The organism is Corynebacterium sp. EPI-003-04-2554_SCH2473622 (assembly GCF_001665955.1).
GTDB lineage: Bacteria > Actinomycetota > Actinomycetes > Mycobacteriales > Mycobacteriaceae > Corynebacterium > Corynebacterium pseudodiphtheriticum.
In genome coordinates, this window is sequence record NZ_LZMN01000008.1 from 1 (window position 1) to 25935 (window position 25935).

Here is a 25935-nt window from a genome sequence, read left to right on the forward strand (position 1 = left end):
CCGGACGGCGCTTGGAATACGTGTTATGAAGGCTACTGCAACTGCAGATTATCGATAGTGTTCAAGCCAGTGAGCATGACATCACGTAAGCGCAATTCATCTTCCACGCCACTGAATTGGATCAATACGCCACCAGAAAATTCATTGCGGCCATTCAAGGTGACATTATTGCGGCCCTCCGACAGTGTGCCGGTAGCAATCCGCGGTAACGATTCCCGGTCAATGGTAGCGGGATCTATGGGTGTCATGGCAGTGACACCGTCGTCGCCAGTAATGTCATTGATCGCAAATACGGAGAATTTTCCACCGGCGGTCTCAGAGCGAATGACTAGGTCTTGCAAGATCACCGGGTCTCGGGTGGCAACCAACAACGCTGGGTCAGATTGATTGGTTTCCCAGACCGTTTCTGGAATTCCGTCGATGGCCTCGGGGGCTTCTGGACCATCGGGGAACAAACGCGCGTGGGCCAGAATTTGGATCACCGGCAAATCAATAACCGGTGCTGGTGGAGCGCTGGTGGTGTGAATGGCATCCGAGGAGACCGGGCTGGAATCGTCGTTTTGGTTGAACAACGAGAAGACGTAGGCAGACAAAGCAGCTACAGCGATGATCAACAAGAACGTGAATGTGGCAATGACGATGACCCCACCGTTGGAATAACCACGGGCTCCGAAACCGGCGCGCTCTTCCACATCTGGCGTGGCTTCATCTTCGACCGGCAGCGCCTCGACCTCACCAGGCTCTTCTTCTTGCTCGCCGCGGATAAATCGCTGCAATCGGTCGGAAATCTCGCGTGGGGTGGGCTCCACCGGTTCGGTTGCTTGGGCAGCAGCGTGCGCCGCTGCAGTCCCACTCGGTGCTGAAGTACCACTTAGCTTTGAATCATCCGCTGCGGATGCTTGCGAGCTTGCGGATTCTGCCACATTGGCTGATTTTTCCGTGCCGTGGCCAGCCCTGTCGCTATCGTGTTCTCTGGCTGCTGTCGCCGATTGCCTAACTGCTTGTGCATTCTGGTTGTCAGCCTGACCAGCCTGGTTGGCCTGATCAGTTTGGTTGGCCCGATCAGCCTGCTCAACTGCGTCTGTTTGTTCAGCCTGTTTAGCCAGTTCTGCCGTTTCAGTTTGTTGCGGGATACGCGGTTCTGTAATCGTGGACAACTCTTCCGGCGTCGGCGAGGTCGACTCCACCAATTGCGAAATCGCAGAATTCAGCGAGGAACGATCGCCCTCAATGGTGTTATCACTCAGCACAGCCGGGAAAGCCAGCATCGCGGTGCCTTTGGTGGAGATACGTACCCGGCTTCGGTTATCCAAACCGACGGTCTGTCCCTTTTCGTGCGCGGTGGCGATCGTATCGGCAAATGGGGCCAAAGCCTCGGCCACGGCAGCAGGATCCAAACCATCCGATTCCGCCACCGTCTTCAGATCGCTGCCGGGGATCCAATCCGCGACCACCAAGCAACCGGAACGATAGGACAGCACACGGATATTTGGTGCAATACCTGGCAAATTCAGCTGTGCCAAACGACGCGTACGACGCGAAACCTCCGCAGCCGCGCGGGCAGACTGTGCAGGGGTCATCGCTGCCATTGGGGCATTACCTGTCGTGGTGACAAACGTCAGCGCAACCTCTTTACCCGTGGCGTTTTCTTTCGCCTGCCAGAACTGCGCTCCGGCGACACTGCCGTGATCGCGTAGCAGCCGGAAACGTCCGTCGGACACTGGAGCGCCAGGGGTCAGGCGGGCGCCACGGACGACGCCAGCAGACATCGGTGGTGGCACCGGACTGGAGTTGAAGGTATCTTGCGCCAAAAAGCGTGCGGAAATATCTTGCAGGTCGATCTCGCCATCGGCGACGTCGTCGGAATCATTGACTTTGATGAGCTTGGACAGACCCGGCAAACGACGAGCAACCCGGCCCAGTGACTGGATTTCCTGGATCCTGGAGAAGGACAAAACGATGCCGGTGACGGTCAAAAATACCAAGCCCGCGATGATCGTGGATACCAGTGTTCCCGCCGAACGCAAAGCTGATTGCAGCGTTTCTGGTGCGAGGTCCACAATTGCCAGCCCCCAGGAATCCGGCAACATCCTTAACAAGAACAGAACCGCATACGCGCCCAGCAAACCGGCGAAAGCAGCGCCCAGCGACCAGCCAGAAGCGGACAGCACCTCCCGAGCACGCAGCGAGCCTAACTTTCGGCGCAGCAAGAAAATACCGATGATGGCACCGGTGATGAAGCCGAAGCCATTCGCTGCGCCCAGCAGAATAACCACCGTCTCGGGGCGGGCAGCAATGACCGGAGCCAACAAGGAAAGCGCAATTTTCGTTGCCGTAATGCCGGCGATAATAAATGTTGGTGTCCAGGCTTCCTCACGCGCGTAAAAAACTCGCAGGTGCAACAGCACTAATGCGTATGGAATCAGCGTGAACGCAGAAAAACTCAGTGTCCAACCGAGCAAAACCGCGCTCTCTTCACCGAACAGGCCGTACTGGAACAGGCCTTGCGCGATAGGAGTGCCAAAAGCGGTAAAAAACACGACGATGGGGATCAGCGCAATGAACGTCAGCTTGGTGGCCACCGTCAGGTCGCGAACCACGGCTTTGTCGTCGCCGTCGGCAGCATTGCGGGAAAGCCGCGGCATGATCGCAGTCAGCAGCGTGACGCCAATGACGCCATACGGCACCTGAATTAACAGCCACGCCTGCTGGTAAATGATTGGCGCTTGGGCGTCGGCAAGCGCACCGATGCGCGTGGTAATGACGTACCCCAACTGCGAAATCGCCACATAAACGATAATCGCGGCAGCCATGCCACCGAACTGCTTTAAGCGTGCATCCACGCCCCACAACGGCTTTAGATTGACCTTCGCCCGGCGCAAATACGGCACCAGAAGCAGACACTGGACGATGACACCAGCGGTGGTACCCAAGCCGAGCAATACGACGTGGATATCGGTGATCGGTGATGGTGCAGCCGGGTTCAGCGAGCCCGGAACCGTCCAGTACAACAGCAACACGCCGATGGAGATAACGTTATTCGCCACTGGTGCCCAGGCACCGGGTGCGAAAATCCCCTTGGTGTTTAGCACTGCTTGGAACAGGGCAAAAAGCCCATAAAACATGATCTGTGGCAGCAGCAAAAACGCGAACGACGTCGCCTGAACTTCATTGACCTGGCCGGATTCCGGCAGCATCAACCTGGTGATCCACGGCGCTGTCAGCAAAGATATCAGCGTGATCGTGCCCAGTAGGCTAATCGCTAAGGTAAATAATCGGCGGACAAAGGCCTCTCCCCTATCGGGATCTTCCTTTTCGGCACGCACCAACACTGGAACCACCAGTGAGGTCAACACCGCGCCTAGGACGATCTCGGTGATCAGGTTGGGCAGCGTATTCGCCGTGTTGAAGGCCGAAGCTACCGCAGCACCCAAGGTGGCGGTGATCAATACATTGCGCAGAAAGCCCGTGATACGAGAAATCAGCGTGGCGATCGCCATCGAACCTGTAGCGCGGACGACATCAGCATCGCTGGCCTTTTCGTCATTGCGTCCGCGACGCAGATCGGATTTATCTTCGGCGTCCGGCACAGCGAGGGGCTGCGGACGTTTCTTCGGTACCGGAGCCGGTGGTGTCGGCTCGACGATGCGTCCGCGAGTAGATCGAACCGAAGTAGTTTCAGTATCTGTCAACGACACACCAATCTATTCATGCTAATTCTTTCTGCGACGCCGCACCCGCAACGTCACTGTCGTAGCCAATACCAGGGCCAGCCCGGCGACGACGCTGTATATGATCACAGAATCGCTCCGAGTGTTTACCGTGATTTCCACTGGTTGCGAAATTCCAGAGCCGTTGGGTGTGGCAAGCCACAGCCGGATATCAGTTCTTCCGCGATCCGCTGGGATATCAGCTGTCATTGTTACGGTAATCGAGCCACGAGCGGGAATGCTAACCTGCTCCGGCGTGTTGAGACGCGTTCCTTTTGGAGAGTTGTACGACAGCTGCGTAGTCACCGGTAGTGGAAGCTGATTCTTGGCGACGACAAGCAGTGGAGAGGAATCTGAGACGCGCGTATAGACATTGCCTGGGGGTGCGAGTGAAACGGACTCGCGAAGCTCTTTCAATACTGCGCGATTGGCGTTGATGCGCTCGGAGGTGGCGGCGACTGCCCTGTCATAACCTGAAAGTGTGTTGCGCTGGTGGTGCGACAAGGCGATAAGCATGTCGCGACGTAGTGCCAGAGTATACTCATAACGAGTCATCGAGATTGCGGGATCATTGTTCATGATCGACATGAGCTCGTTAATATAGCGCACCTGTTGCCGCACCTGGGTGAGCTCCAGGTCGGTGAACACCGTGGGGTCTGGATACGGGCTTCCGGATGCGGGGGTTGTGGAAGCATCGGTGTGCGCGGCTAGTTCGTGGGCGTCTGCGGGATCGATAGCGTTCTTGTCGACGGCTGCGCCCAGTGGTTGCGGGGTGATGCCCGGTTCTGACAGTAGTTCAGCTGCGGTCTCGAGCAAGGTATCGGCGACGGTGGCGTCGACAAGCGCAGGTAGCAACGCGATGGTGTTGCCGTTGGTAGCAGTATCGGTTGACTCCGTACCTTGGTTGCGAACGGTGGCGCGGAGCGTGCTGGCAGCGGTGATCGTGCGCGCATGTTCCGAGGCTTTCGTTTCCCCGGTGCGGTGTGCCAAGGGCGTGAAGGGGGACGTGACTGGCTGCTGGCCGGTATCGCTTAAGATTGCCGCCAGTGCACTGTCGAAGGTGGATGCTCGCAGGTGGATCTCTGGGTCCGCGAGAGCCTCGGCAGCGGTGGCTACCGCATTATCTGCCAGTATTAAGTGAGCACCTTCCGGAAGGTTTCCTAATGCATAGGATGTTTCCCGTGAAACATAGCCGTTTCCGGGAAGCGTTAGCGGCTTGGCGTCCAGGCCAAGGATCCGCTGCAGCAACTCCGGGCCGCGATCGGTGGCTTCATGCAACATCCAGCCGTCATGGGTGCCTTGTACAGCGTTGAGGTCCGTGTTTGCCCACGGCATCGCCAGGACGCAATCGATCTCACGCAACATATCCAGCCAGACCCGTGCATTGTCAGCCCCTGTGCCTTCGATGCCGAGATCTGGTTCTTTGTTGGTTCCCCAAGAATCCCGCAGACGCACTGGCTCGTTATTAATTTCTGGGCGTTGCTCGTTGACGTAGTAGCCCTCGGTCATCCGCGATGCGAAATTCACCACTGCGGGGTCTAAAGCCATGCATGATGCACCACGAAGTTCGTGTTCGCGATACGTTTTGACTAGCTCATACAGCCGTCCGCCTGCGGAAATTTGGTGGGTGAAATCTTCCGAGCGCACGATTAACGGATCATCACCCGTGGCTCCCGGCACCGGATCAATCATTGTCGAAACCGGCACGATGAGAGACAACCCGTGTTCGCTGTTAGCAATAGCAGGGGTGCCGGTGCCGGTAGCGTCGTCAAGGTCCACGGTATTAGGATCCCCCACGCTTAAAATTAGGCGTTCGCTAGCCAAATGTACCGGGTCGCCATCCTGAATCCCCGTGAGCGTGAACAACAACGGGTAAGCTCCTGGCTTTTCAATGCTCAGGCTCGGCGAGGCCGCCAACGCAGTATCAATATCCAGAAACGCCGCCGTGGAACTATTCGGCTGCACCGAGTCCACCTTCGTCGCGTTAGCCCAATACGGAAAATCACTTCCCGCCAGTGCGGCTTGCGCCGCAGCCGCCGAATCCACTGCAGCAGCACGACGTACGGTGACCTGAACGTCCGTCAACTCAGACGTCGAGCGGTTATCCACACGGAATTTCGCGCGCAGCTTCTCCCCCAGCTTCACAGACTCAGTTGCGGAATCTCCGGAAGCAGCTTCTTTCAAAGAAGTCAGTGACAGCGAGACATCATTGTCAGCTAGCTCATCGTGCGGCAATCCCCATAGGTCAGAATTATCAGGTGATACCGGCACCGGTTCGGGTGCCGCCAGAGCAGCAGGAGCAGTGACAAGAGCGGATAAAGCCACCAACGCAGACGAAGCAGCCAACCGATTCATCGCGGGGTGATCCTTCCCGCCTCTTTTTCTGCACGTGCCAACTCCGGCAATAAATCATGGGCCTTTCGCGCTAATTTGCGCTCGTCGGCATATGCCAGGCGCTCGATAAGCTCGGAGGCTGGGATCCAGGCAACCTCAGTCACCTCAGGATCTTCATCGTTGAGCCAGCCGTCAACAAAGCGCAACAAATGGTGGTGCACAGTTTTATGTATGCGTACTCCATCGGAGACGAACCAATAATCAATCACACCTAGGTGCGCAAAAACCGCACCATGGATGCCCGTTTCTTCCCACACCTCCCGCTCGGCGGTGACGTTATGATCTTCATCCGGCTCCACGTGCCCTTTCGGCATTGACCACAGCAGCCGACCCCGGCGATCCAAACGGCCGATCAGTGCAACGTAGATGCTGGCAAGGTCCACCTTCCCGTTTTCTGCCACAGCTTCGGCGAGACCGGAAAGCACCAAACCGCCCGCGGAGGTTTCCGTGCGGGTTTCCATAACGGAACGTTGGGAGTGGTGTCCCTTGCGTTGGTGTGCGCTTTTATTCGAGCGTGCAGGCTGTTTGGAGGGATGCTGCTTTGCTGGCTGCTGTTTGCTCTGCTGGTTTTGGTGGTTTTGCTGGCTCTTGTGTGCAGCTTTTGGACGTTTCTTCCCGGAATTATTTTCCGTATCCTTCGCGCCACTGTTCTTTGCAGCAGAGTTCTTCGCGCCAGAGTTCTTTGCAGCATTATTGGTGCCGCCGGCGGGATGTGGACCTCCCTTCTGCGCGGCCGGGCGACGTCGGCGTCGGCGTCGGCTTTTGTGGCTCTTTTCCTCGTTAGTCATTACAGATGATCGTAGTAGACTAACGGGGGTGAATTCTTCAGACACCCAGCAGATTGCTCTGTTAGCACGCGCAACCGAGGCCGTCCGCGAACTTTCTCCGCTTTTGTCGGGGTTGGTGCAGCGTTTTGACGAGGCCGGTTATCAGCTGTTTTTGGTTGGCGGTTCCGTCCGCGACGCCATGCTGTCGCGGCTGGGCCATGATTTGGACTTTACTACCGATGCCCGCCCCGACGTGGTGCAGCCGATTTTGAATGACTGGGCCGAGACCGTGTGGGATACTGGCATTGCTTTTGGCACGGTTTCTGCCGTGAAAAAGGGGGAGCAGATCGAGCTGACGACGTTCCGTTCCGACGCTTATGATGGCGATTCCCGCAACCCCGTTGTTGAGTTCGGCGACACCTTGGAAGGCGATTTGATCCGCCGAGATTTCAAGGTCAATGCCATGGCGGTGGAGTTGACGCTTGCCGACGACGACCCGAGCCGGATCACCGGACGGTTCCACGACCCGGTTGGTGGTTTCGCCGACATGGTGGCCGGTGTGCTGGATACCCCAGATGCTCCGGAAATTTCCTTCCGCGATGATCCCCTACGCATGTTGCGTGCCGCGCGCTTTGTCTCCCAATTGGAGCTGCGCATTGCGGATCGGGTGCGGGCTGCAATGAAAGAAATGTCTGGTGAGATTAACCGGATTACCGCCGAGCGCGTGCAGGTGGAATTGGACAAGCTGATGGCGGGAGCGAACCCCGTCGCAGGCATCGAGGTGCTTGTCGAAACCGGGCTAGCAGGACATATTCTGCCGGAAATTCCCGCTTTAGCGATGGAGCCGGATGAACACCTGCAGCATAAAGATGTCTACAAGCATTCCTTGACCGTGTTGCAACAGGCGATTGATCTTGAAGACGACGAGCAGTCGCCCGATTTGGTGTTGCGCTGGGCGGCGTTGCTGCATGACATCGGCAAGCCTGCTACACGGGCGAAAAAGCCCGGTGGAGGCGTGAGTTTCCATCACCACGAGGTGGTGGGTGCAAAGATGACGCGAAAGCGTTTGCGGAAACTGAAGTATCCCAAGGCCGTGATCGAGGACATCGCGAATCTGGTGTTTTTGCACATGCGTTTTCATGGTTTTAGCGAAGGTGAATGGACTGATTCTGCGGTGCGTCGTTATGTGACGGACGCGGGTAAACTTCTCCCCCGATTACACAAATTGGTACTCGCGGATTGCACTACGCGGAACCAAAAGAAGGCCCGCCGGTTGCGTCGTGCCTATGACAATTTGCTGGAGCGTATCGACGAGATCCAGGAAAAGGAAGACTTGGCTCGCGTACGCCCGGATTTGGATGGCAATGAGATTATGGAAATCTTAGGGCTGGAGCCGGGGCCAGAGGTGGGCAAGGCATGGGCATATTTGAAGGAATTACGCCTGGAGCACGGCCCCCTCGGCAAAGAGGAAGCCATAGCGAAGTTGCGGGAAAAGTGGGGCGTGGCCTAAATTCCCCACTCACCTAGCAGCGATGGGAATCCCGCGTCACACACCCGGCGGGAATCCGTGCACGCTGGGTTGCAGGAGGCCGTCCCGGTTTTTCTTGGTTTGGTGCCGCTCGGCTTGGCTTTCGGCGTGTTTATCACGCAGTTGGGGTTCGCCTGGTGGTGGGCTCCGATTTTCTCGGTCGTCATTTATGCCGGGTCCATGGAGTTTCTCGCCCCTGGGCTGATCGGGGCGGGCGTCGGTCCGATTTCCGCGGCGTTCACCGGCATTGTCGATCATCGGTGGTACGGCAGCCTACGTCGGCTTTATTAACGTAGTGTTTTAGCCCCCCGTTCGTGAGTTTGTTAGACCAGTTCTGGGAAACGTTGTTGCACTTCTACCCACCAGGCCGCAAAGGCATCGTGGGATAAATGTTGTGTGGTGATATCCGGGTAGTTACCGTAGGTGTTGGGATGCGGGACGGTGGTTTTGGGTACATCGATCTGTCCGGCGCGGTGCACCTTTTCTGCGCTGGTTCCTGGCTTGTCGACGCGCGCCGCCCCAGCGATAACTTCATCTGGTGTCAACGCGATCATGCGGTGTACCAGGCAACCGGATCCGCTTTCTTCCAATTCCGCGAGGTGAATCGCTGTTCCCGCACCGGGGATGGTCATCGTCAGTCGCGTATATAGATGTTTCACGTGAAACACTTCCCTATCTTCGTGTACTTCCCTATTTTCGTGTATTTAACTGTGGACGTTGAGCGCGTTGCCGGCGTCATCAATGGAAACCGGCTCCAACGGGTCACGGGCTGGGCCAGAGACCACGGAACCGTCGGCGATTTTGAATACGGAGTTATGCGCTGTGCAGCGAACCTCGTCGCCTTCGACTTTAGTGATTAGGTTCCGCTGGTGCGGGCACTGCTGGGAATATGCGACGTATTTACCTTCTTCAGGCTGGGCGATGATGTATCCGTCGGCAATGATTGCTGATCCGACTGGAATTTCCGCCTTGGCTACTTCCATTGGTGGTTCTTTACCACATGCGGCTAAGAAGGCGCCCGCGACGGTGGTAGCGGTTCCGAGAAGGAAAAGTCGACGGGAACAATTCTGTGCCATGGTGGTCACTCCTTGCGTTCGGGATGTGGGTTAACGCATTTATTGTCACAGTGTCTTTAATTTGCAGCAGGTTTTCTCTGCTGGATAACGTCACTGTGATTTTTAGGCTATTGATTATCAGCTTGCCGAGCAGCGCGGCGTAGTGCGTTCATATCAACACTGGGTGCTTTTGGTTTTCCGTCAGCGTCGGCACCGCCAGACGAACAACACCCACCGGTAGCATCCGCATTCTTTTTTGCGTTGACGTGCTGGTCGTAGAGGACAGCGGTCCGGGCACCCAGGTTGGCGCCGTAGGAAATGGCAATGATGCCGACGACCGTCGTCACTGCGGGAATTACCCACATCAGTCCACTTGCTTGTAGCGAAATTAAAGCGCCGAACGTCAGGCTTGCTCCAGCAACCAACCAGACCGGGCCCGCTACGGCGTGCGAGGTCATCCATGCTTCCGGCGATTTACGTGCTTCATGTACCCGTAAGCCGAAAACGCTGTTGCCAGGTAGCTTTTTTAAGGTGGCCAGTCCGCCCACGGTAATAACGATGGCGGCCAAAACGAACAGCAGGATGGGAACGACGATCATGTCCCCAGTCTAGCCCTGCCTGCGAGAATGACGAAAACACTTCGCTATGCTTAAGGGGTCCTGAATACCACCATCCATAGTTAAGAGTTTTCTATGAGCGTTCGTAAAGTCAGCTCCTCGCTGCTGTTTCGCGTCGTGGTGGCGATCATTCTTGGCGTCGTTACGGGATTATTCTTCCCGGAATGGCTAGCCAGAGTCTTCGTCACGTTCAACGGCCTGTTTAGCCAGTTCCTCGGTTTCTTCGTTCCGGTACTGATTTTTGCTCTCATTACCCCGGCTATCGCCGGACTGGGTAAAGGCGCTGGAAAATGGCTAGGTATCACTACTGGGATTGCTTATCTATCCACCATTGGTGCCGGATTGTTGGCGTATGCAGTGGCGGTTTTTGGTTATCCAACATTATTGGGTGACCAGTCGCTTGATCTCGATGTCAGCGATGTAGAAGAAGGTGCATTGACGCCATACTTCGAAGTAGAGATGGCTCCTCCGTTTGAGATCATGACCGCTCTGCTTTTAGCTTTCGCGTTAGGTCTCGCGATGACGGCAGTCTCCTCCCCTGCCCTATACAAGGGTGTCCGGGAATTCGAGAAATTGATCATGAAGGTTATCACTTCCTTCGTGATCCCCCTGTTGCCACTGTTCATTTATGGAATCTTCTTGAACTTGATGATGAATGACAACTTGGGTGATGTCATCAGTTCGTTCGCCCGGGTGCTCGTGTTGTCTGTTGTCATGACGTGGGTAGTCGTTCTTCTGCAGTACCTGCTTGCCGGTGCACTGTCTGCGAAGAACCCATTTACCGCGCTGAAGAACATGCTCCCGGCCTACTTCACGGCATTGGGTACTTCTTCTTCTGCGGCATCCATCCCGGTTACCTATAAGTCCGTACTCAGAAACGGCGTGGCCCCGAATATCGCTGGGTTTGTGGTTCCTCTTGGTGCCACCATGCACTTGTCTGGGTCGATGACCAAACTGATTTTGTACACCTTCGGCATTGTTTACCTGTCCGGCATGGATGTCAGCTTCGGCCTCGCACTAGGTTTCATGCTGTTGTTGGGCATTATGATGGTGGCTGCCCCTGGTGTTCCTGGTGGTGCGGTGTATGCGGCATTGGGATTGTTGGGCAGCATGCTGGGCTTCGACGAGGATATGCTCGCACTAATGATTGCGGCGTATATCGTGGTCGATTCTTTCGGCACCGCGGCGAATATCACTGGCGATGGTGCGATCGCCTTGTTGATCAACAAGTGGACCAAGAACGGCACCGCGGCAGAAGGCGTTGGCTTGCCGGACGACTACGATGTTCCTGTCACGGGTGAAGCACTGGGCCAGGATTCGCCTGGCAGCGGAAGAACTGAAACAGGTAAAAACTGATTCAGACAAAATCTGATTCAGGCAACCGCTGACAGAAATACACAGACACTGACAATCGACAGTGACAATGATTTAAGCGCCAGGGCTGGGTTAGTCCTGGCGCTTAATGCGTTGCAGCTACCTTGTTGTAGCTACCTCGGTGCAGCTACCGCGTTGCGGCTTTCATGTGTGCGACGTAGTCGGATACCTCGTCGGCAAGCTCTGCGAGAGTGTACTCGTTACCTTGCTCCGTGGAATTAACCCGGCCAGCAATAATGCGGGTAATCGCAGAACCGGTGATCGCACCGTCAGCGCCAGCGGCCAATGCTGCGCGCACGTGTTCAGGCTCGGAAATGCCAAAACCTAAGAGCACCGGTGCACCGTCGAAACGCTTAATCGCATCGACAACAGTATCCAATCCCCCGGTCTCGGCTTCTTTATCCGCGCCAGTGACACCGTGGCGTGATAACGCGTAAATATAACCCGTCGAGTTTTCACTAACCGCCCGCAGCGTTTCCTCGCTGGCACGTGCCGGAGCAATAAATATCTGCGAAATTCCTGCCTGTTGCGCGGCCGCGACGAACGGAGCACCTTCGCGGGTGGGAACATCCGGGATCAAGATGGAATCCGCCCCCGCCTCGGCGCAGGCTTGATAGAACTGTGCGGTTCCCTTGCTTACCGCCAAATTGCAATAGACCAGCAATCCGATGGGAGTATCTGGGAATTCCTCGCGGATCTGGCGCAGCTGTTGCAACGACTTATCCAGACTGGCACCTGCGCGCAAAGCCCGTTGGTGGGATTTCTCGATTTCTGGTCCGTCGGCGACCGGGTCACTAAAGGGAATGCCGATTTCCAATGCGTCTGCCCCAGCATTCACTGCTGCCCGAATGAGTTCTAGCGATGCTTCGTAGCTAGGATCGCCGAGCATAAAAAACGGCACAAACGCGCCCTCGCCCTTTGTGCGTAAATCAGCGAACAGTGTTTCGTAACGTCCCATGATTATGCTTGGCCCTTCTCGTCATTTTCTTCGGCGGCTTTTTTCTGTGCGGCGTTGTCATCGGCATAGCGTTGCCAGGCGCCAGTCTCATCTGCCAAATCACCTAAGACGTGGCGCACATGATCGATGTCTTTATCGCCTCGGCCGGATAGTGAGACCACGATGGAGATATCTTCGTCTTTACGCTTCAGGGCATACGCCAGGGCATGTGAGGATTCCAGTGCCGGAATGATGCCCTCTTTCTGTGCCAGCAGTTGGAATGCTTCCAGTGCTTCGGCGTCGGTAATGCCAACATAGGTCGCACGACCGCTGGCGTGCAGGTGTGCGTGTTGTGGTCCGACACCGGGATAATCCAGCCCGGCTGAAATCGAATAGGACTCATCGACCTGGCCCTCGGCATTGCGCATCAGATATGAGCGCGTGCCATGCAGAATTCCGACAGTCCCCTGCGTGATAGTGGCACCGTGTCGTCCGGAGTCCACTCCTTTGCCGCCAGGCTCGGCACCGACAAGTTCGACACCCGGCTCATCGATGAAGTCTGCGAACATACCAATCGCATTCGATCCACCGCCGACGCAAGCCACGACGACGTCGGGAAGACCACCGGTGCGTTCAATCATTTGTGCTTTCGCCTCGGAGGAAATCACGCGGTGGAATTCTCGCACGATGGTTGGGAATGGGTGCGGACCTGCCGCGGTGCCGAGCAAATAGTGCGAATCCTCAAAGGTGGCGGTCCAATCGCGCAAAGCCTCGTTCACGGCATCCTTCAGCGTGCCGGAACCGGTTTCCACGGAGACCACCTTGGCCCCCATGAGTTCCATGCGGAACACGTTGGGTGCTTGCCGACGCACATCCTCGGCGCCCATATACACCACGCACTCCAGATCAAGCAGCGCGCAAGCTAAAGCCGTCGCGGTACCGTGTTGGCCTGCGCCGGTTTCGGCAATCACACGCTTTTTGCCCATCCGCTTGGCCAACAGCGCTTGACCCAACACCTGGTTGGTTTTGTGTGCTCCGCCGTGCACGAGGTCTTCGCGTTTCAGGAAGATGCGGGCCTTGCCGCCCAGGCGGGTAGCTTCGGTTAATGGTGTCGGGCGGCCCAGGTAATCTTTGAGCAGACGTGCTAATTCATCCTTGAAGGATTGGTCTGCCATTGCGTCGACGAAAGCACGCTCTAATTGATCCAGTGCAGGGATCAAGGATTCGGGGACGAATTGCCCGCCGAATTCGCCAAAATATGCCGGCAAAATTGTCGCACGTTCATTGCTCATGGTGTGTCCTAGTCTCGGGATTCTGGGTAGTCGTGGGGTTGTGTGTAGCCGTGGGGTTCTGTGTAGTCGCGGATGGTGGCAAAGGCAGTTCGGATTAGTGAGGCGTTTTTTCGTGGTGCTGCGGCCGGTCCTGCTTTTGAGGTCTCAGTTGCGGTAGAAGGGGCTACTTCTACCCCGGAGTTCAGGTCGATGCCGAAGCATCCAAGTTCCAGTGCGGCTTGGAGGTTTTTGGGGTTGATCCCGCCTGCTAACAATGAGTGGGGCTTAATCTCATCGGGAATTGATTGCCAGTCGAAGGTGCTGCCGGTTCCTCCTTGGCCCGCATCGAGGACGAGTTTGTCGGCAGCGCCGGGGGCAACGAGCTCGTTGAGTCTCTCCGGTTCCACCTCCGGGGTGGTCATGGAGATCGCACGCCAGAGTTCTAGGCCGGTATCTGCTGGGTCCGCTCCCGCGGCGCGAAGTTCGGCACGCACGCCTGCGAGTAATTTTTCTTCCCCGGCAATAGACCCCTGGTACGGGCTGTGGACTTGGAGGGCGTGGATGCCGGGTTGTAGCAGCTCGGCCCAGCCCGTCGTCCGGCGTGAAACTGCGACGTAGCGCAGTCCGGGTTCGTCGGCGATGATCTTTTTCGATGTTTCACGTGAAACATCGCGGGGAGATGTTTTCTCGAATATCAAACCGCCGTAGACCGCACCCGCGGCGCGAGCGGCTTGCGCGGTGCCCGACGTCGTCAAGCCACAAACTTTGTTATGTCCATAGACTAAGGCACGGGCTGCCCAATCTGTATCCGGCTGCGAGGACAATTGCGAACCGACCAAAAATCCGGAAGCGTGTGCGCCCAAAGCCCGCACTGCCCTATTATCCCGAATTCCGGATTCAGAAAGGGCTAGTGTTCCTTCTGGGAGCAATGCCGCTAATTTCGCAGTGCGTGAAAGATCTATGGAAAGATCATGCAGGTTCCGGTTGTTGATGCCCACGATCTGTGCACCCAAGCGCAACGCGCGGGTAACCTCGTCCTCATCGATGACTTCCGTGAGCACGTCCAGGCCCAATTCGTCGGCAAGCGTAGACAGTCGTGCGTACTCGTCATCGTCGAGCACCGAGAGCATCAACAAGATCGCGTCGGCACCGTAATAGCGCGCAGCATAGAGCTGCACGGGGTCGATAATGAAATCCTTGCACAACACCGGAAGGTGCGTGGACATGGCGACGGTTGCTAGGTGGTCATAGTCGCCACCGAAATGCTCTGGTTCGCACAATACGGAAATTCCGGCAGCATAACGCGAATACACCCGCGCCAACTCGCCGGGCTGATAATCTGCCCGAATCAGGCCCAGTGACGGTGATGAGGATTTGCACTCCATGATGAATGCCTGCGGGCGCGCCCGAAGTGAATCGTACAAACTGCGTTGTGAGCGTGGCAGCTGTGCACGGTTAACGTGTGTGATTCGCTCGGTGATGGCTGGCAGGTGCGTACGACGCTGGGCAACGATATTTTCTAGCACCGTGGGTAATTTAGCGTTCACCGTAATCGGCCTCCTCGTGGGTAGCTAACCAACGCTTCGCGGTGCCGTCGTTAATGATTTGAGTTGCCAGCGCGGTTCCTTCGGCAATGGAATCTGCCTTGCCGATGACGTACAGCATTGCTCCGGCGTTGACGGCGACGGCGTCGTGGTGTGCCTGTGGTGCCGTGCCTTCGAAGATAGCCCGGATTGCAGCGGCATTCGCAGTACCATCCCCGCCTTCCAAGGCAGCTAATTCGTGGCGGGCTACACCGAAATCTTCTGGGGTGAGCTCGTACTGTGCAATTTCGCCGTCGCGCAATTCCCAGATCGTGGTCGGGCCATGCACCGCTACTTCGTCAGTACCGGAGCCATGCACGACGAGTGCTCGTTTGCGGCCGAGCTCGCGGAATACCCGGGCGATGGTTTCTCCGATTTCTGGCCGGGCGATACCCATCATCTGAAACTCTGGACGTGCCGGCGACAACAAGGGGCCCAAGGTATTGAACAGGGTGGGAACCTTCAGTGCCTTGCGCACGGGCATCACGTGCGCAACCGCCGGATGATACGCCGGGGCGAATAAGAAGGTGAAGCCAGAATTCTGGAATTGGGTAACTGCACGATCCACATCCAAGTCCAGCGGGATATTGAGGGCTTCCAGGACATCGGCGGAACCGGAACGTGACGACACCGAACGGTTGCCTCCTTTCACCACCTTTGCTCCCCCGGCGGCGGCAACCAGCGAAGCCGCAGTAGAAATATTAATCGTATTGGTGCCATCACCACCCGTGCCGGCGGTATCCAGCAAACCGGCACCGGTAATCGGGAATGGGCGCGCGGCATTGATAAACGCTTGCGCGGCACCGGCGATGTCGGCGAAGGTCTCACCACGGGTGCGGATCGTGGCCAGCAGAGCCGCAATGTGTACGTTCTCGTACTCGCCAATGGTCAGTGGTTGGAAAACTTCGCGGGCTTGCTCGACTGTCGGGTCATGATTGTCCAGATAGGCCAGCAGCCGGTCCAGCGGCGCGGGGTTCGCGTCAGCGTTGTCGGAGCCGTGGTCCGCGGTGGTGCTTTCCGCGCCGGCGTTTTCAGCGTTGGCGTTTTCCGCAACGGTGTTTTCAGTGGTGGTTTTTCCGGTGGTGCGCTGGTCAGTCATCAGCACTCCCCTTTCGTCAAAAAGTTGATGCAGCGATTCAACAAGACTGGCCCCTTCGGGCTCAAGATCGACTCCGGGTGGAACTGCAAGCCCATGCACGAGCCATCGGGGGCATAAGCCGCCATGGCCACATCGCCTAAGTCAGTCTTTGTCGTTGCAAGTACCTGTAGCTGTTCCGGCGGGTTCGCGCATCCCAACGAGTGGTAACGCGCCACCGGCACCAAACGGCCGACGTGCTCTGGTTTGTCTGGTTCCTCGTCGATTGCCAGCCCAGCAAACAGCGGATGGTGCGCGCCAGCATCAGTCAGCGTCATAGGTATGGAGCGGCCGTGCACCGGTCCACACGGTTCCACTGTGCCGCCGTAGTGTTCCAGGAGGGCTTGGAATCCCAGACAAATTCCAAGCACCGGTATTTCACCATGGATGGCGTCGAGAAGCTCCATCATGTTCCCGGTTTCCCGTGGGTGCCCCGGCCCCGGTGAGAACAACAGCAAATCCGGCTTGGCGGCCAACACCGTCTCCACATCGACCGTGTTGCGGAAAACTGTGCAGTGGTGCCCGCTCAGCGCGTCGACCAGGTTGTAAATGAATGAATCGCGGTTATCAATCACCACGACATGCGGCTGTGCTGTCATGTGCGGCTGTGCAGTCATTATCGTGCCACCTCCACTGGCGCCCCCAGCGCGACGGCATCGAGCACCGCATACGCTTTGTGTACTGTCTCGTCGGCCTCGGCCTGCGGAATAGAATCCCGCACAACGCCGGCACCGGCCTGAATGATCGCTTCCCCGTTACGAACGAACGCACTGCGAATGACGATGCAGTTATCCATGCGTCCGTCGCCACCGAGGTACCCGACTGCGCCGCCGTAGGAACCGCGGCGCTTGCCTTCCACCTCGCGTAGCAGATCCACCGCACGCAGTTTTGGTGCACCAGTCAGCGTGCCCATGTTCATGCACGCGCGGTAGGCATCGAGAGCGTCGAAATCCTCGTGCAAGGTGGCGGTGACGCGGGAGACGAGGTGCATCACTCGCGAATATCGGTCCACTTGCAACAGCTCCGCGACTTTACGCGTGCCAGGTACTGCGACGCGGGCGAGATCGTTACGTGCCAGATCCACCAACATGGTGTGCTCGGCCAGCTCCTTGTGGTCGGTGCGCATCTCCAGCTCGTTGCGGATATCGAGTTCGTGATTGACGCTGCCATCCGGGTTTAAGCCGCGCGGGCGCGTTCCTGCAATTGGATACAGCTGCACTTCGCGCGTATCCGGGGAGAATTTCAGGTTGGACTCTGGCGAGGCGCCAAACAACTCGTAGTCTTCGCCGCGGAAGTAGAACATATACGGCGATGGGTTTGTCTGGAGTAGGCGCCGGTAAGAAGAAAACGCATCTGCACATGGGGCGCGGAAGGTGCGCGCGGGCACGACCTGATAAATATCGCCCTGATAAATATTGCCTTTGAGCTGCTCGACGTGGCTGCGGAATTGTTGGTCGTCGATATCTGTGCGGACCCGCAGCGGTTGGTTCTTGTCGACGCCCTGCTCCGGTGGAGCCAGTGGTGTGATCTCAGTTTCGGCTTTCGTGGCATAGGCAGCCAGCCGCTTGTCGACGTCGTCCTGGCTGGTTCCGACGCCGCACACATATGCCGTCTGTGACAGGTGGTCTACTTTTAGTAGTGTTTCTGCGACGACGAATTCGTAATCTGGGTATGTGTTGTCGCCTTCGCTGACCGCGGGTAGGGTTTCGAAGGTTTCTAAAAAGTCGTAGGCGAAGCCGCCGGCCAATAAGGGCAGATCCGGTACTTCTCCGGCGGAGCCCTGTTGAGTGTCGTTGCTGCCATACTGCTCGCTCAATTGCAGCCGACGCAGCACTTCTGCCGGGGAGATCGCCAGCAGGCGTTCGCGTTCATCGGCGGCCTGGGATACCGGGAATTCGAAGACTGCCACTCCCCGATCGTCGCCATTGCTCGTGGCTTCATGTTCGGAAAGTTCGGCACGTAATTTCGCTATAATCTCTTCGCCGGTAGCTGTGAGTGCCTGCGCGGTAACCCGGCTGCCGTGGCAGCGAACGCGAACAGCGGAGTCGAGAACCGCCAAGCAGAGAAGGTTTTTCTTGGATTCGATATCCGCTGATTCCAGCAGTACTGTATCTGTGCGCTCGAGCCCGCCTAGATGGGCGAAAAGCTGCGCCGCATCCGCGTGGTAGCGCAGATCGCGGCGCGCTGTGGGGAGATGTGCAGCAAAATTCATAGCCCCAACAATACTGTGTGGCAGCCGACATGGGCGGCGTGGCCTAGGCTTAAATTCGCTCCGAGGGTCGGCACCGCCGGGAATGGCAATGTTTCACGTGAAACATTGCTTATTCCGCACCGAAAACGAGCTCGCCGTTTTTATAGGTCCGGTAAGTCGCAGGCATGCCTGGGCGGTAAGCCAGCTCGATTGCGTTGGTGAAGTTGAGCACGTGCAAATCTGCTGCCGCACCGGGGACCAAGCTTCCGCGGCCGGGGCGGCCCTGTGCATCTTCCCCACCTTTGACCGGTTGGCGACGCAGTGCTTTTGCACCGCCCAAGGTTGCGGCTTCGATAGCCTCATCCAAACTGAGGTCTTGCTGCAGCACCGCCGTGGTGACGCAGAAATTCATCGAGGAAGTATACGACGTGCCAGGGTTCAGATTTGAGGCAATCGCGACGGTGACACCGGCATCCAGCAATTTCCGAGCTGGGGCGAGATCTTGTTTCGTCGACAAGTCACAGGCCGGCAACACCGTAGCGACGGTCTCGCTGCCGGCTAGTGATTGGATATCGTCGTCGGAAAGATAGTTCACGTGGTCCACCGACGCGGCACCGAGCTCAACGGCTAGGCGTACACCGGGGCCCTGCTGCAGCTGATTGCCGTGCACGCGTGGAAGCAGACCCCGCTTCTTACCGGCCTCGAGTACCTTGCGCGATTGTTCCTCGTTAAACGCGCCGGTCTCGCAGAAAACGTCGATCCAGCCAGCGTGCGGCTCTACGGCGTCCAACATCGGGCCGACTACTTCTTGCAGATATTCGTCGGCATCTGCTCCCGGCGGAACCAGGTGTGCACCCAGGAAAGTCACGTCGTCGACGCCCTTGCTGGCTACTTCGGCTGCCAAAGCTTCGGATTCCGTGTTCAGACCGTAGCCGGTCTTGGTTTCGATGGTGGTTGTGCCACCCGCGTGACAACCAGCGATGCGTTCTTGCAACAACTGTTCCAAACGCTCACGCCCAGCACTGCGTGTGGCTTCCATGGTGGTGGCGATCCCCCCGGCCGAATAGGATTCGCCTGCCATGCGGGCTTCAAACTCCTCGGCGCGGTTGCCATCGAAAATCATGTGCGTGTGTGAATCCACCCAACCTGGCAGTACTGCACGGCCGCCCAGGTCGATCTTTTTCTCTACGGTCTCGGAGAGGTCCTGTGGCAGGTCATTCAACGCGCCGACCCAGGTGACGACGCCATTACCGTCGACGAGCAGCGCGCCGTCTTTAATGGTGCCCGCTTCCGAGACCGTGCGTAGTTCGCTGATGTTGTGGAAAAGTGTGCTCATGATGCCTTTCGAATGGTGCTATCTCGCGTGCGTGGAGATGTCTGTCTATGTGCAAGCCCTCATGGGTGCTGCCTTCGTGGGCGCTGCCTTCGTTGGTACTGTCGCCGGTGGGTGCTCGGCCCTGTTCTGCTGGGCCGGTGCTCCCCTGCTAGCGCCCTTACGCTAACGCTTTTCCGCTAACGTTTTTCTGCCAGCCCCTTATACCAACGTCTAATCCAGCGCGCCGACGACGCCTTCGACGCTGGCAACGAGTGCTCCACTGGCAACCAGCTTGTGGGCGTACGCAATTTCTGGAGCCAGGAAGCGGTCGGTGGCAGGCGCTGCTACCCCTTCGCGGAGCAAAGCAACGGCGGCTGTGGTGCCCGGGGCGGATTCGGTCTCAGCATCACGGCAGCGCATGGTAATCGCGCGGGCGGCGGTGAGATATTCAATGGCCAAGACTCGCTGCAGGCCGTCGACGGCGGTGCGAAGCTTGCGGCCAGCGGACCATCCCATGGACACGTGATCTTCTTGCATCGCGGACGATGGAATGGAATCTGCCGAGGCCGGATTTGCGGCCCGTTTCAGTTCTGAGACAATTCCGGCTTGGGTGTATTGCGCGATCATGTGGCCGGAGTCGACACCAGGGTCGTCGGCAAGAAACGCTGGCAAGCCGCGGTTGCGTGCAGTATCCAAGAAGCGGTCGGTGCGACGCTCAGAAATCGAGGCTAGGTCCGCCGCGACGATTGCCAAAAAGTCCAGTACATAAGCTACTGGTGCACCGTGGAAATTACCGTTGGAGCGTACTTCCCCATCGATGACGACGGGGTTGTCGACGGCTGCTGCGAGCTCGCGCTCGGCGACGGTAATGGCGTGGGTGATGGTATCGCGGAAACCGCCGCTGACCTGCGGTGAACAACGCACTGAATACGCATCCTGGACTTGGGTTTGCCGGAAGTCTTCTTGCGCGGCCGCCAGCAATGGCGAGTCGGCTGCGACGGTGCGGATATTGCGTGCCGACGATGCCTGGCCTGGGTGCGGGCGTAGTTTTTGCAGTTTATCGTCGAACACACTCAGGGTGCCGTGTAGGCCTTCTACGGTCATTGCCGTGGAAATATCGGCGACCTTCGCCAGATCCTGTAGATCGTGGATGGCCAAGCACAGCATGCCGAGCATGCCGTCGGTGCCGTTGATCAACGCCAGACCTTCTTTTTCTTCCAACTCGAGTGGGGTGATGCCGGCGTCGGCAAGCGCACTAGCGGCAGGCACCGGTTTTTCGGAGCCAGGAACGCGCACCTCCCCCTCCCCTAGTAATGCCAGTGCGCAATGCGACAGCGGCGCGAGATCGCCGGAACATCCGAGTGAGCCGTACTCGTACACCACCGGGGTGATGCCCGCGTTGAGAACTGCGGCGTACGTTTCGGCGACGACCGGGCGCACGCCAGTATGTCCAGTGCATAACGTTGACAAGCGAAGCAGCATCAGTGCGCGGATAACCTCTTGTTCTACCTCCGGCCCGGAACCTGCCGCATGCGAACGCACGAGCGAACGCTGTAGCTGGGCACGCATATCGTGCGGGATGTGTCGGCGGGCCAGAGCACCAAATCCGGTGGAGACGCCATAGACCGGGGTTGGTTCATTGGCGAGGTCATCAATGCGCTTGCGGGTGATCGCGATTTGCTCGAGGGAATCCGCAGAAATTTCCACCGCTGCCCCACCGCGTGCGACTGCGACTACGTCCGCAATACTTAATGCGCCGGTGCCTACCGTGATGGTGCGTTTGGCATCGGGGCTACCGTTGGAGGTTCCTGTGTTCATTGTGACTCCTTGTTAGTTGGGTTTTGATGCTTGGCGGTTTTGTCTGGGTTTGCTTAATGTTGGTGCGGTTTAATCGCTTAAGCGTGGGCGTAATTTTATTGTGTACTACAGCACTATTTTAGTGGGTGTCCAACGTACCCGCTAAGTTGTTTGTCTTGGATACCAGACTTCTGAAATTTGTGCAGGGCACTACCTAGCTGCCATTATAAATTCGTCACTGTGATGAAAACACGTTATTGTTCTACCAAGCCCGGAGAGACCGAAAACAAACTGATTAGACTAGCTGGCATGAGTAAATTTACTTGGAGTGGACGCGTTGATGGACCTGGCCCAGAACATGCCCGTTGGCATTCGGTGATCGATGCAGACTTCACCCTTGGTGACGCAGCGGAGGCCCAACCGGGTGCTGTGTTGCTTGGCTTTGCCTCTGATGAAGGAGTTCGTCGCAATGGTGGCCGACAGGGTGCCGCGGCCGGCCCGGATGAGCTTCGCCGGGCATTGGGCGGATTGGCCATCCACGATGATTTCCCCCGCTACGATGCGGGAACAGTCCGCTATGAAGGCCAAGATTTAGAATCCGGGCAAGAAGAACTTTCGCAATGGGTCGCCGCGGTCGTGCGCGCAGGACACTTGCCGGTAATTTTGGGTGGAGGGCATGAAACCTCATTTGCTTCCCACCGTGGTTTGGTGCGCGGATTAAAAAATGAAAATTCTGCTTCACTGGAATCGCTCGGAATTTTTAATTTAGATGCCCATTTTGATTTGCGTGAGGCAGAAGAACCGACCTCAGGAACTCCATTCCGGCAAATTTCTGAAATCGACGGTAAAGATTTCAATTATGTTGTTTGGGGTATTTCAGCCGCGAACAATACTCGCGTGTTATTTGCAGCCGCAGAGCGGCTTGGCGTGAGCTATTTACTTGATGAAGATCTGGCCCGGCTAACCGTGCAGGAAGTCACCGAGATTGCAATAAAAGAATCTGAAAATTTTAAAAATATACATCTTAGTATTGACTTAGATGTACTTCCGGCATCGATGGCACCGGGTGTATCTGCCCCGGCTGCTCTTGGCGTGGAAGCGTTGAAAATTCATGCGATGGTACTGGCTTTGGCGCAAACCGGAAAGCTTCGTCTCGTGGACGTAGTTGAGCTGAATCCAAAGTATGATGTAGATGCACGGACAGCCAAGCTGGCGGCCCGCATGATTCACGACATCATCGCCGAACACGGCGCAGCCCACAAATAAACCGCAAAACTAGCGGTGGCTATTACTATCTAGGCCCAACGTGTTAAAACTAACACCATGAATGCAGTGATTATTGCCGTGGTGGTCATGCTGGGTCTGGCCGTCGCCCGCGTCCACGTGGTACTTGCGCTCCTTATCGGCGCGATTGTTGGCGGTCTGGTTGGCGGCTTAGGTATCGGTGGTGCCTTCGCAGCTTTCCAGGATGGTATTGGCAATGGTGCGTCCATTGCGCTGAATTATGCCCTGCTGGGTGCTTTCGCTCTCGCGGTCGCGAATGCGGGACTCCCCCGCTTGCTAGCCGAATCCATCATTAATCGGATTGACGCAGACAATGCAGAAAATAATGAGCAAACCAAAGAAAAAGCCGTAGCCGTCGCCAAGTGGCTTACGGTCGCAGGTTTGCTGCTCATGGCGGTCATGTCGCAGAACCTGGTGCCAGTGCACATCGCGTTCATTCCGTTGATTGTGCCTCCGCTGCTTTCCGTTCTCAATAAAATGCAGGTGGACCGCCGACTGATCACCTGTGTGCTGACTTTTGGCCTGGTTACCACCTATTTCTTCATTCCGGTTGGTTTCGGCAATATTTATATGAATGACATTCTCCGCAGCAATATCGTGGATGCGGGAATGCCCGAAGCTAATAATATTTCCGTGATGCAGGCCATGTCGATCCCTGCCCTCGGCATGCTCACTGGTGTTCTGTTTGCAGTTTTTGTCAGCTACCGCAAAAAACGTACTTATCAAGAAATCCCAATCTCGAAGGACGCAGCCAAAGCCGTCGAGATTTCGCGTTATCGCATCACTATTTCCATCGTCGCACTGATCGCCACTTTCGGCGTGCAGATTGTGCTGCAATACTTAGATTCCGATGCCGATAGCTTGCTGGCTGGTGCCCTCGCTGGCTTGGTAATCATGCTGGCCTTCGGTGGTGTGGAATGGAAACAATCCGACGATATCTACACCGAAGGTATGCGCATGATGGCGTTGATTGGTTTCATCATGATCACCGCGCAAGGCTTTGCTTCGGTTATGGCTGCTACGGGACACGTGGAGACCCTCGTCGAGTCCACCGCTGCTGCTTTCGACGGTAATCGTGCGCTGGCTTCGCTGGCGATGCTGCTAGTCGGCCTTATCGTCACAATGGGCATCGGATCATCCTTTTCGACGTTGCCGATCATCTCCACCATCTACGTCCCTCTGTGTATCTCTCTGGGCTTCTCCCCGCTGGCCACCGTCGCTCTGGTGGGTACTGCAGGTGCGCTGGGTGATGCGGGCTCCCCGGCCTCGGATTCCACGCTGGGGCCAACTTCTGGCCTGAACGTCGACGGCCAGCACGACCACATCCGCGATTCTGTGATCCCGACGTTCCTGCACTTCAACATCCCACTGATCGCTTTTGGCTGGGCGGCCACGATGCTGCTGTAGGTGAGTGGGCGTAGGTGAGTGACTGTAGGTGAGTGAACTGCCCGCTAGAACTTACTGCGCCACGGGTTTTTGCTTGCAATGAGAAATTTTTCGATATCTCGCGGTTGCGCCTGTAGTGTCGGGTCAAAATCCAGATAAGCCTTCGTTTCGCGGGCGACGAGGCCAGAAAGAATGAGTAAGCCAATCAGGTTTGGTATTGCCATCAACCCGTTGGCGATATCCGCGAAGGTCCAGGCCAGGCTGATCTCTGTAGTTGCGCCAATGTAGATAACGCAGGTAAACACCATGCGGTAGGGAATTGAGGCCCAGGCACCGAAGGCACGTTCGGCGCTGCGCTCTCCGTAATAGGACCAGCCAAGAATCGTCGAGAATGCGAAAAATACCACCGACAAAGAAACGATAGTGCCGCCCCAATCAGAGCCAATACCTTCGCTGAAGGCCGCGGCGGTCATGTTGGCGGCATTATTCTGACCGGCTTCCCACACCCCAGTGGTCACGATGACTAGCCCAGTCATGGTGACCACCACGATCGTGTCGATGAAGGTTTGCGTCATGGAAACCAAACCCTGGCGCACCGGGTGGGTGGTTTTGGCAGCCGCGGCTGCAATCGCGGCCGAACCCATGCCGGATTCATTCGAGAAGATACCGCGGGCGACACCCATCTGCATTGCCAGGATTATTCCCGCCCCGAGGAATCCGCCGGTGGCAGAGGTACCAGTGAACGCGTCGTTAAAGATCATGGCGAAAGCTGCAGGAATTTCGCTGGCGTGCATGACCAGCACAATGATCCCGCCGGTGAGGTAAATAATGATCATCAGTGGGACAAAAGCTGAGGTGACTTTGCCGATAGAGCCGATTCCGCCGAGTAGCACGGCGCCGATGAGTACGAACATGATGACGCCGGTGACTGTTGGGCTCACAGCAAAGGTGTTTTCCAAACCTGCGGCAACGGCATTGCCTTGCGTGAGGTTTCCGATACCGAATGATGCGATGATTGCGGAAATCGTGAAGAACCACGCGAGGAATTTACCCAGTCTGCCGGGGATGCCCTGGGAAAGATAACGTTGGGGCCCGCCCGAGACTTTGCCGTGTGCATCGGCTACGCGAAAACGCACCCCCAGGAATGCTTCTGAGTATTTCGAGGCCATACCAAGCAGCCCGGTGATCCACATCCAGAACAGAGCGCCCGGCCCGCCGATGGAAATCGCTGTGGCCACACCGACGATGTTGCCCACACCGACGGTGGCGGCGAGGGCAGTGGTCAGCGCTTGGTATTGGGTGATGTCACCTGCGCCATCCGCGTCATTACGGTCAATGAAGCCGTGGCGCAGCGCCACTCCGAGTTTGCGGAACTGCACACCGCGCAGGCGGATCGTGAGCCACAAGCCGGTGAACAACAGCAGGGGAATGAGGAACCACTGGCTCCAAATAAACTTGTCAATGCCGTCCAGAATGTTCTGGAGCGAATCTGCGAATGAATCGTCTGCCATAAACTACAGAGAATACGCACAGCCCCCTATTTACTTCTCTGCTGGGTTGCTACGCTTTAGGTTGCAGCTATTATCTCAAG

General features: G+C 57.0%; 19 protein-coding genes and 1 pseudogene. 5 read left to right on the plus strand and 15 right to left on the minus strand.

Annotated features, from left to right (window positions below; translation table 11 throughout):
• Positions 1-32: 32 nt before the first annotated feature.
• Genes A5774_RS00665 through A5774_RS00675 form a run of 3 tightly spaced genes read right to left on the minus strand, consistent with a single transcriptional unit; the run spans position 33 to position 6892 of the window.
• Positions 33-3698 (minus strand): murein biosynthesis integral membrane protein MurJ, encoded by a 3666-nt coding sequence (locus A5774_RS00665; RefSeq protein ID WP_023018660.1) that lies wholly within the window; start codon positions 3696-3698, stop codon positions 33-35.
• 15 nt (positions 3699-3713) lie between these two features.
• Entirely contained in the window at positions 3714-6065 is a 2352-nt protein-coding gene (locus A5774_RS00670) for a hypothetical protein (RefSeq protein WP_051619350.1), read from the minus strand.
• On the minus strand, positions 6062-6892 hold the full coding sequence (locus A5774_RS00675; RefSeq protein WP_023018662.1) for an NUDIX hydrolase: 831 nt from the start codon (positions 6890-6892) through the stop codon (positions 6062-6064). The genes A5774_RS00670 and A5774_RS00675 overlap by 4 nt, the downstream gene beginning before the upstream one ends.
• On the opposite strand from A5774_RS00675, the gene A5774_RS00680 reads away from it, so the two are divergent.
• Positions 6891-8381, plus strand: a complete 1491-nt coding sequence (locus A5774_RS00680) for a CCA tRNA nucleotidyltransferase (protein ID WP_369707190.1) — start codon at positions 6891-6893, stop codon at positions 8379-8381. The genes A5774_RS00675 and A5774_RS00680 overlap by 2 nt on opposite strands.
• A gap of 57 nt (positions 8382-8438) precedes the next feature.
• Positions 8439-8669, plus strand: a pseudogene (locus A5774_RS00685) (AzlC family ABC transporter permease); the annotation flags it as partial.
• Positions 8670-8722: 53 nt separating this feature from the next.
• Here the strand turns inward: A5774_RS00685 and A5774_RS00690 are convergent.
• The 3 genes from A5774_RS00690 to A5774_RS00700 form a co-directional block, all read right to left on the minus strand.
• Positions 8723-9058, minus strand: coding sequence for a hypothetical protein (locus A5774_RS00690; protein WP_231892290.1), 336 nt, complete (start codon positions 9056-9058; stop codon positions 8723-8725).
• Between the two features lie 45 nt (positions 9059-9103).
• Positions 9104-9475: a Rieske (2Fe-2S) protein gene (locus tag A5774_RS00695; RefSeq protein WP_021353365.1), complete on the minus strand. Its 372-nt coding sequence runs from the start codon at positions 9473-9475 to the stop codon at positions 9104-9106.
• Between the two features lie 107 nt (positions 9476-9582).
• Positions 9583-10053: an SdpI family protein gene (locus tag A5774_RS00700; RefSeq protein ID WP_064833017.1), complete on the minus strand. Its 471-nt coding sequence runs from the start codon at positions 10051-10053 to the stop codon at positions 9583-9585.
• 93 nt (positions 10054-10146) lie between these two features.
• Between A5774_RS00700 and A5774_RS00705 the strand changes: the two genes are divergently transcribed.
• Positions 10147-11427, plus strand: coding sequence for a dicarboxylate/amino acid:cation symporter (locus A5774_RS00705; RefSeq protein WP_027018147.1), 1281 nt, complete (start codon positions 10147-10149; stop codon positions 11425-11427).
• 145 nt (positions 11428-11572) lie between these two features.
• Here the strand turns inward: A5774_RS00705 and trpA are convergent, their stop codons facing one another.
• The 8 genes from trpA to hutH all read right to left on the minus strand — a co-directional run bounded on the left by trpA (position 11573) and on the right by hutH (position 21695).
• Positions 11573-12403: a tryptophan synthase subunit alpha gene (trpA, locus tag A5774_RS00710; RefSeq protein WP_023018667.1), complete on the minus strand. Its 831-nt coding sequence runs from the start codon at positions 12401-12403 to the stop codon at positions 11573-11575.
• Positions 12404-12405: 2 nt separating this feature from the next.
• Positions 12406-13674 carry a tryptophan synthase subunit beta gene (gene trpB / locus A5774_RS00715; protein WP_023018668.1) on the minus strand — a complete coding sequence of 423 codons (1269 nt, stop codon included), beginning with the start codon at positions 13672-13674 and terminating at the stop codon, positions 12406-12408.
• 8 nt (positions 13675-13682) lie between these two features.
• Positions 13683-15200 carry a bifunctional indole-3-glycerol-phosphate synthase TrpC/phosphoribosylanthranilate isomerase TrpF gene (gene trpCF, locus A5774_RS00720; RefSeq protein ID WP_064833018.1) on the minus strand — a complete coding sequence of 506 codons (1518 nt, stop codon included), beginning with the start codon at positions 15198-15200 and terminating at the stop codon, positions 13683-13685.
• Positions 15190-16335: an anthranilate phosphoribosyltransferase gene (gene trpD / locus A5774_RS00725; RefSeq protein ID WP_231892291.1), complete on the minus strand. Its 1146-nt coding sequence runs from the start codon at positions 16333-16335 to the stop codon at positions 15190-15192. The genes trpCF and trpD overlap by 11 nt, the downstream gene beginning before the upstream one ends.
• On the minus strand, positions 16335-16988 hold the full coding sequence (locus A5774_RS00730) for an anthranilate synthase component II (protein ID WP_023018671.1): 654 nt from the start codon (positions 16986-16988) through the stop codon (positions 16335-16337). Before A5774_RS00730 ends, trpD begins: the two co-directional genes overlap by 1 nt.
• On the minus strand, positions 16988-18583 hold the full coding sequence (locus A5774_RS00735) for an anthranilate synthase component 1 (protein WP_064833019.1): 1596 nt from the start codon (positions 18581-18583) through the stop codon (positions 16988-16990). The genes A5774_RS00730 and A5774_RS00735 overlap by 1 nt, the downstream gene beginning before the upstream one ends.
• Positions 18584-18692: 109 nt before the next feature.
• On the minus strand, positions 18693-19898 hold the full coding sequence (gene hutI / locus A5774_RS00740) for an imidazolonepropionase (RefSeq protein ID WP_064833020.1): 1206 nt from the start codon (positions 19896-19898) through the stop codon (positions 18693-18695).
• Positions 19899-20108: 210 nt separating this feature from the next.
• The gene (hutH, locus tag A5774_RS00745) at positions 20109-21695 is read right to left on the minus strand and encodes a histidine ammonia-lyase (RefSeq protein ID WP_064833021.1); all 1587 of its coding nucleotides are present in this window, start codon (positions 21693-21695) and stop codon (positions 20109-20111) included.
• Positions 21696-21983: 288 nt separating this feature from the next.
• On the opposite strand from hutH, the gene hutG reads away from it, so the two are divergent.
• Positions 21984-22940: a formimidoylglutamase gene (gene hutG / locus A5774_RS00750; RefSeq protein WP_064833022.1), complete on the plus strand. Its 957-nt coding sequence runs from the start codon at positions 21984-21986 to the stop codon at positions 22938-22940.
• A gap of 57 nt (positions 22941-22997) precedes the next feature.
• On the plus strand, positions 22998-24365 hold the full coding sequence (locus tag A5774_RS00755; RefSeq protein WP_064833023.1) for a Na+/H+ antiporter family protein: 1368 nt from the start codon (positions 22998-23000) through the stop codon (positions 24363-24365).
• Between the two features lie 44 nt (positions 24366-24409).
• Here the strand turns inward: A5774_RS00755 and A5774_RS00760 are convergent, their stop codons facing one another.
• A complete protein-coding gene (locus A5774_RS00760) occupies positions 24410-25855 on the minus strand; it encodes a sodium:alanine symporter family protein (protein ID WP_021353351.1) in 1446 nt (481 codons plus the stop codon).
• Positions 25856-25935 lie beyond the last annotated feature (80 nt).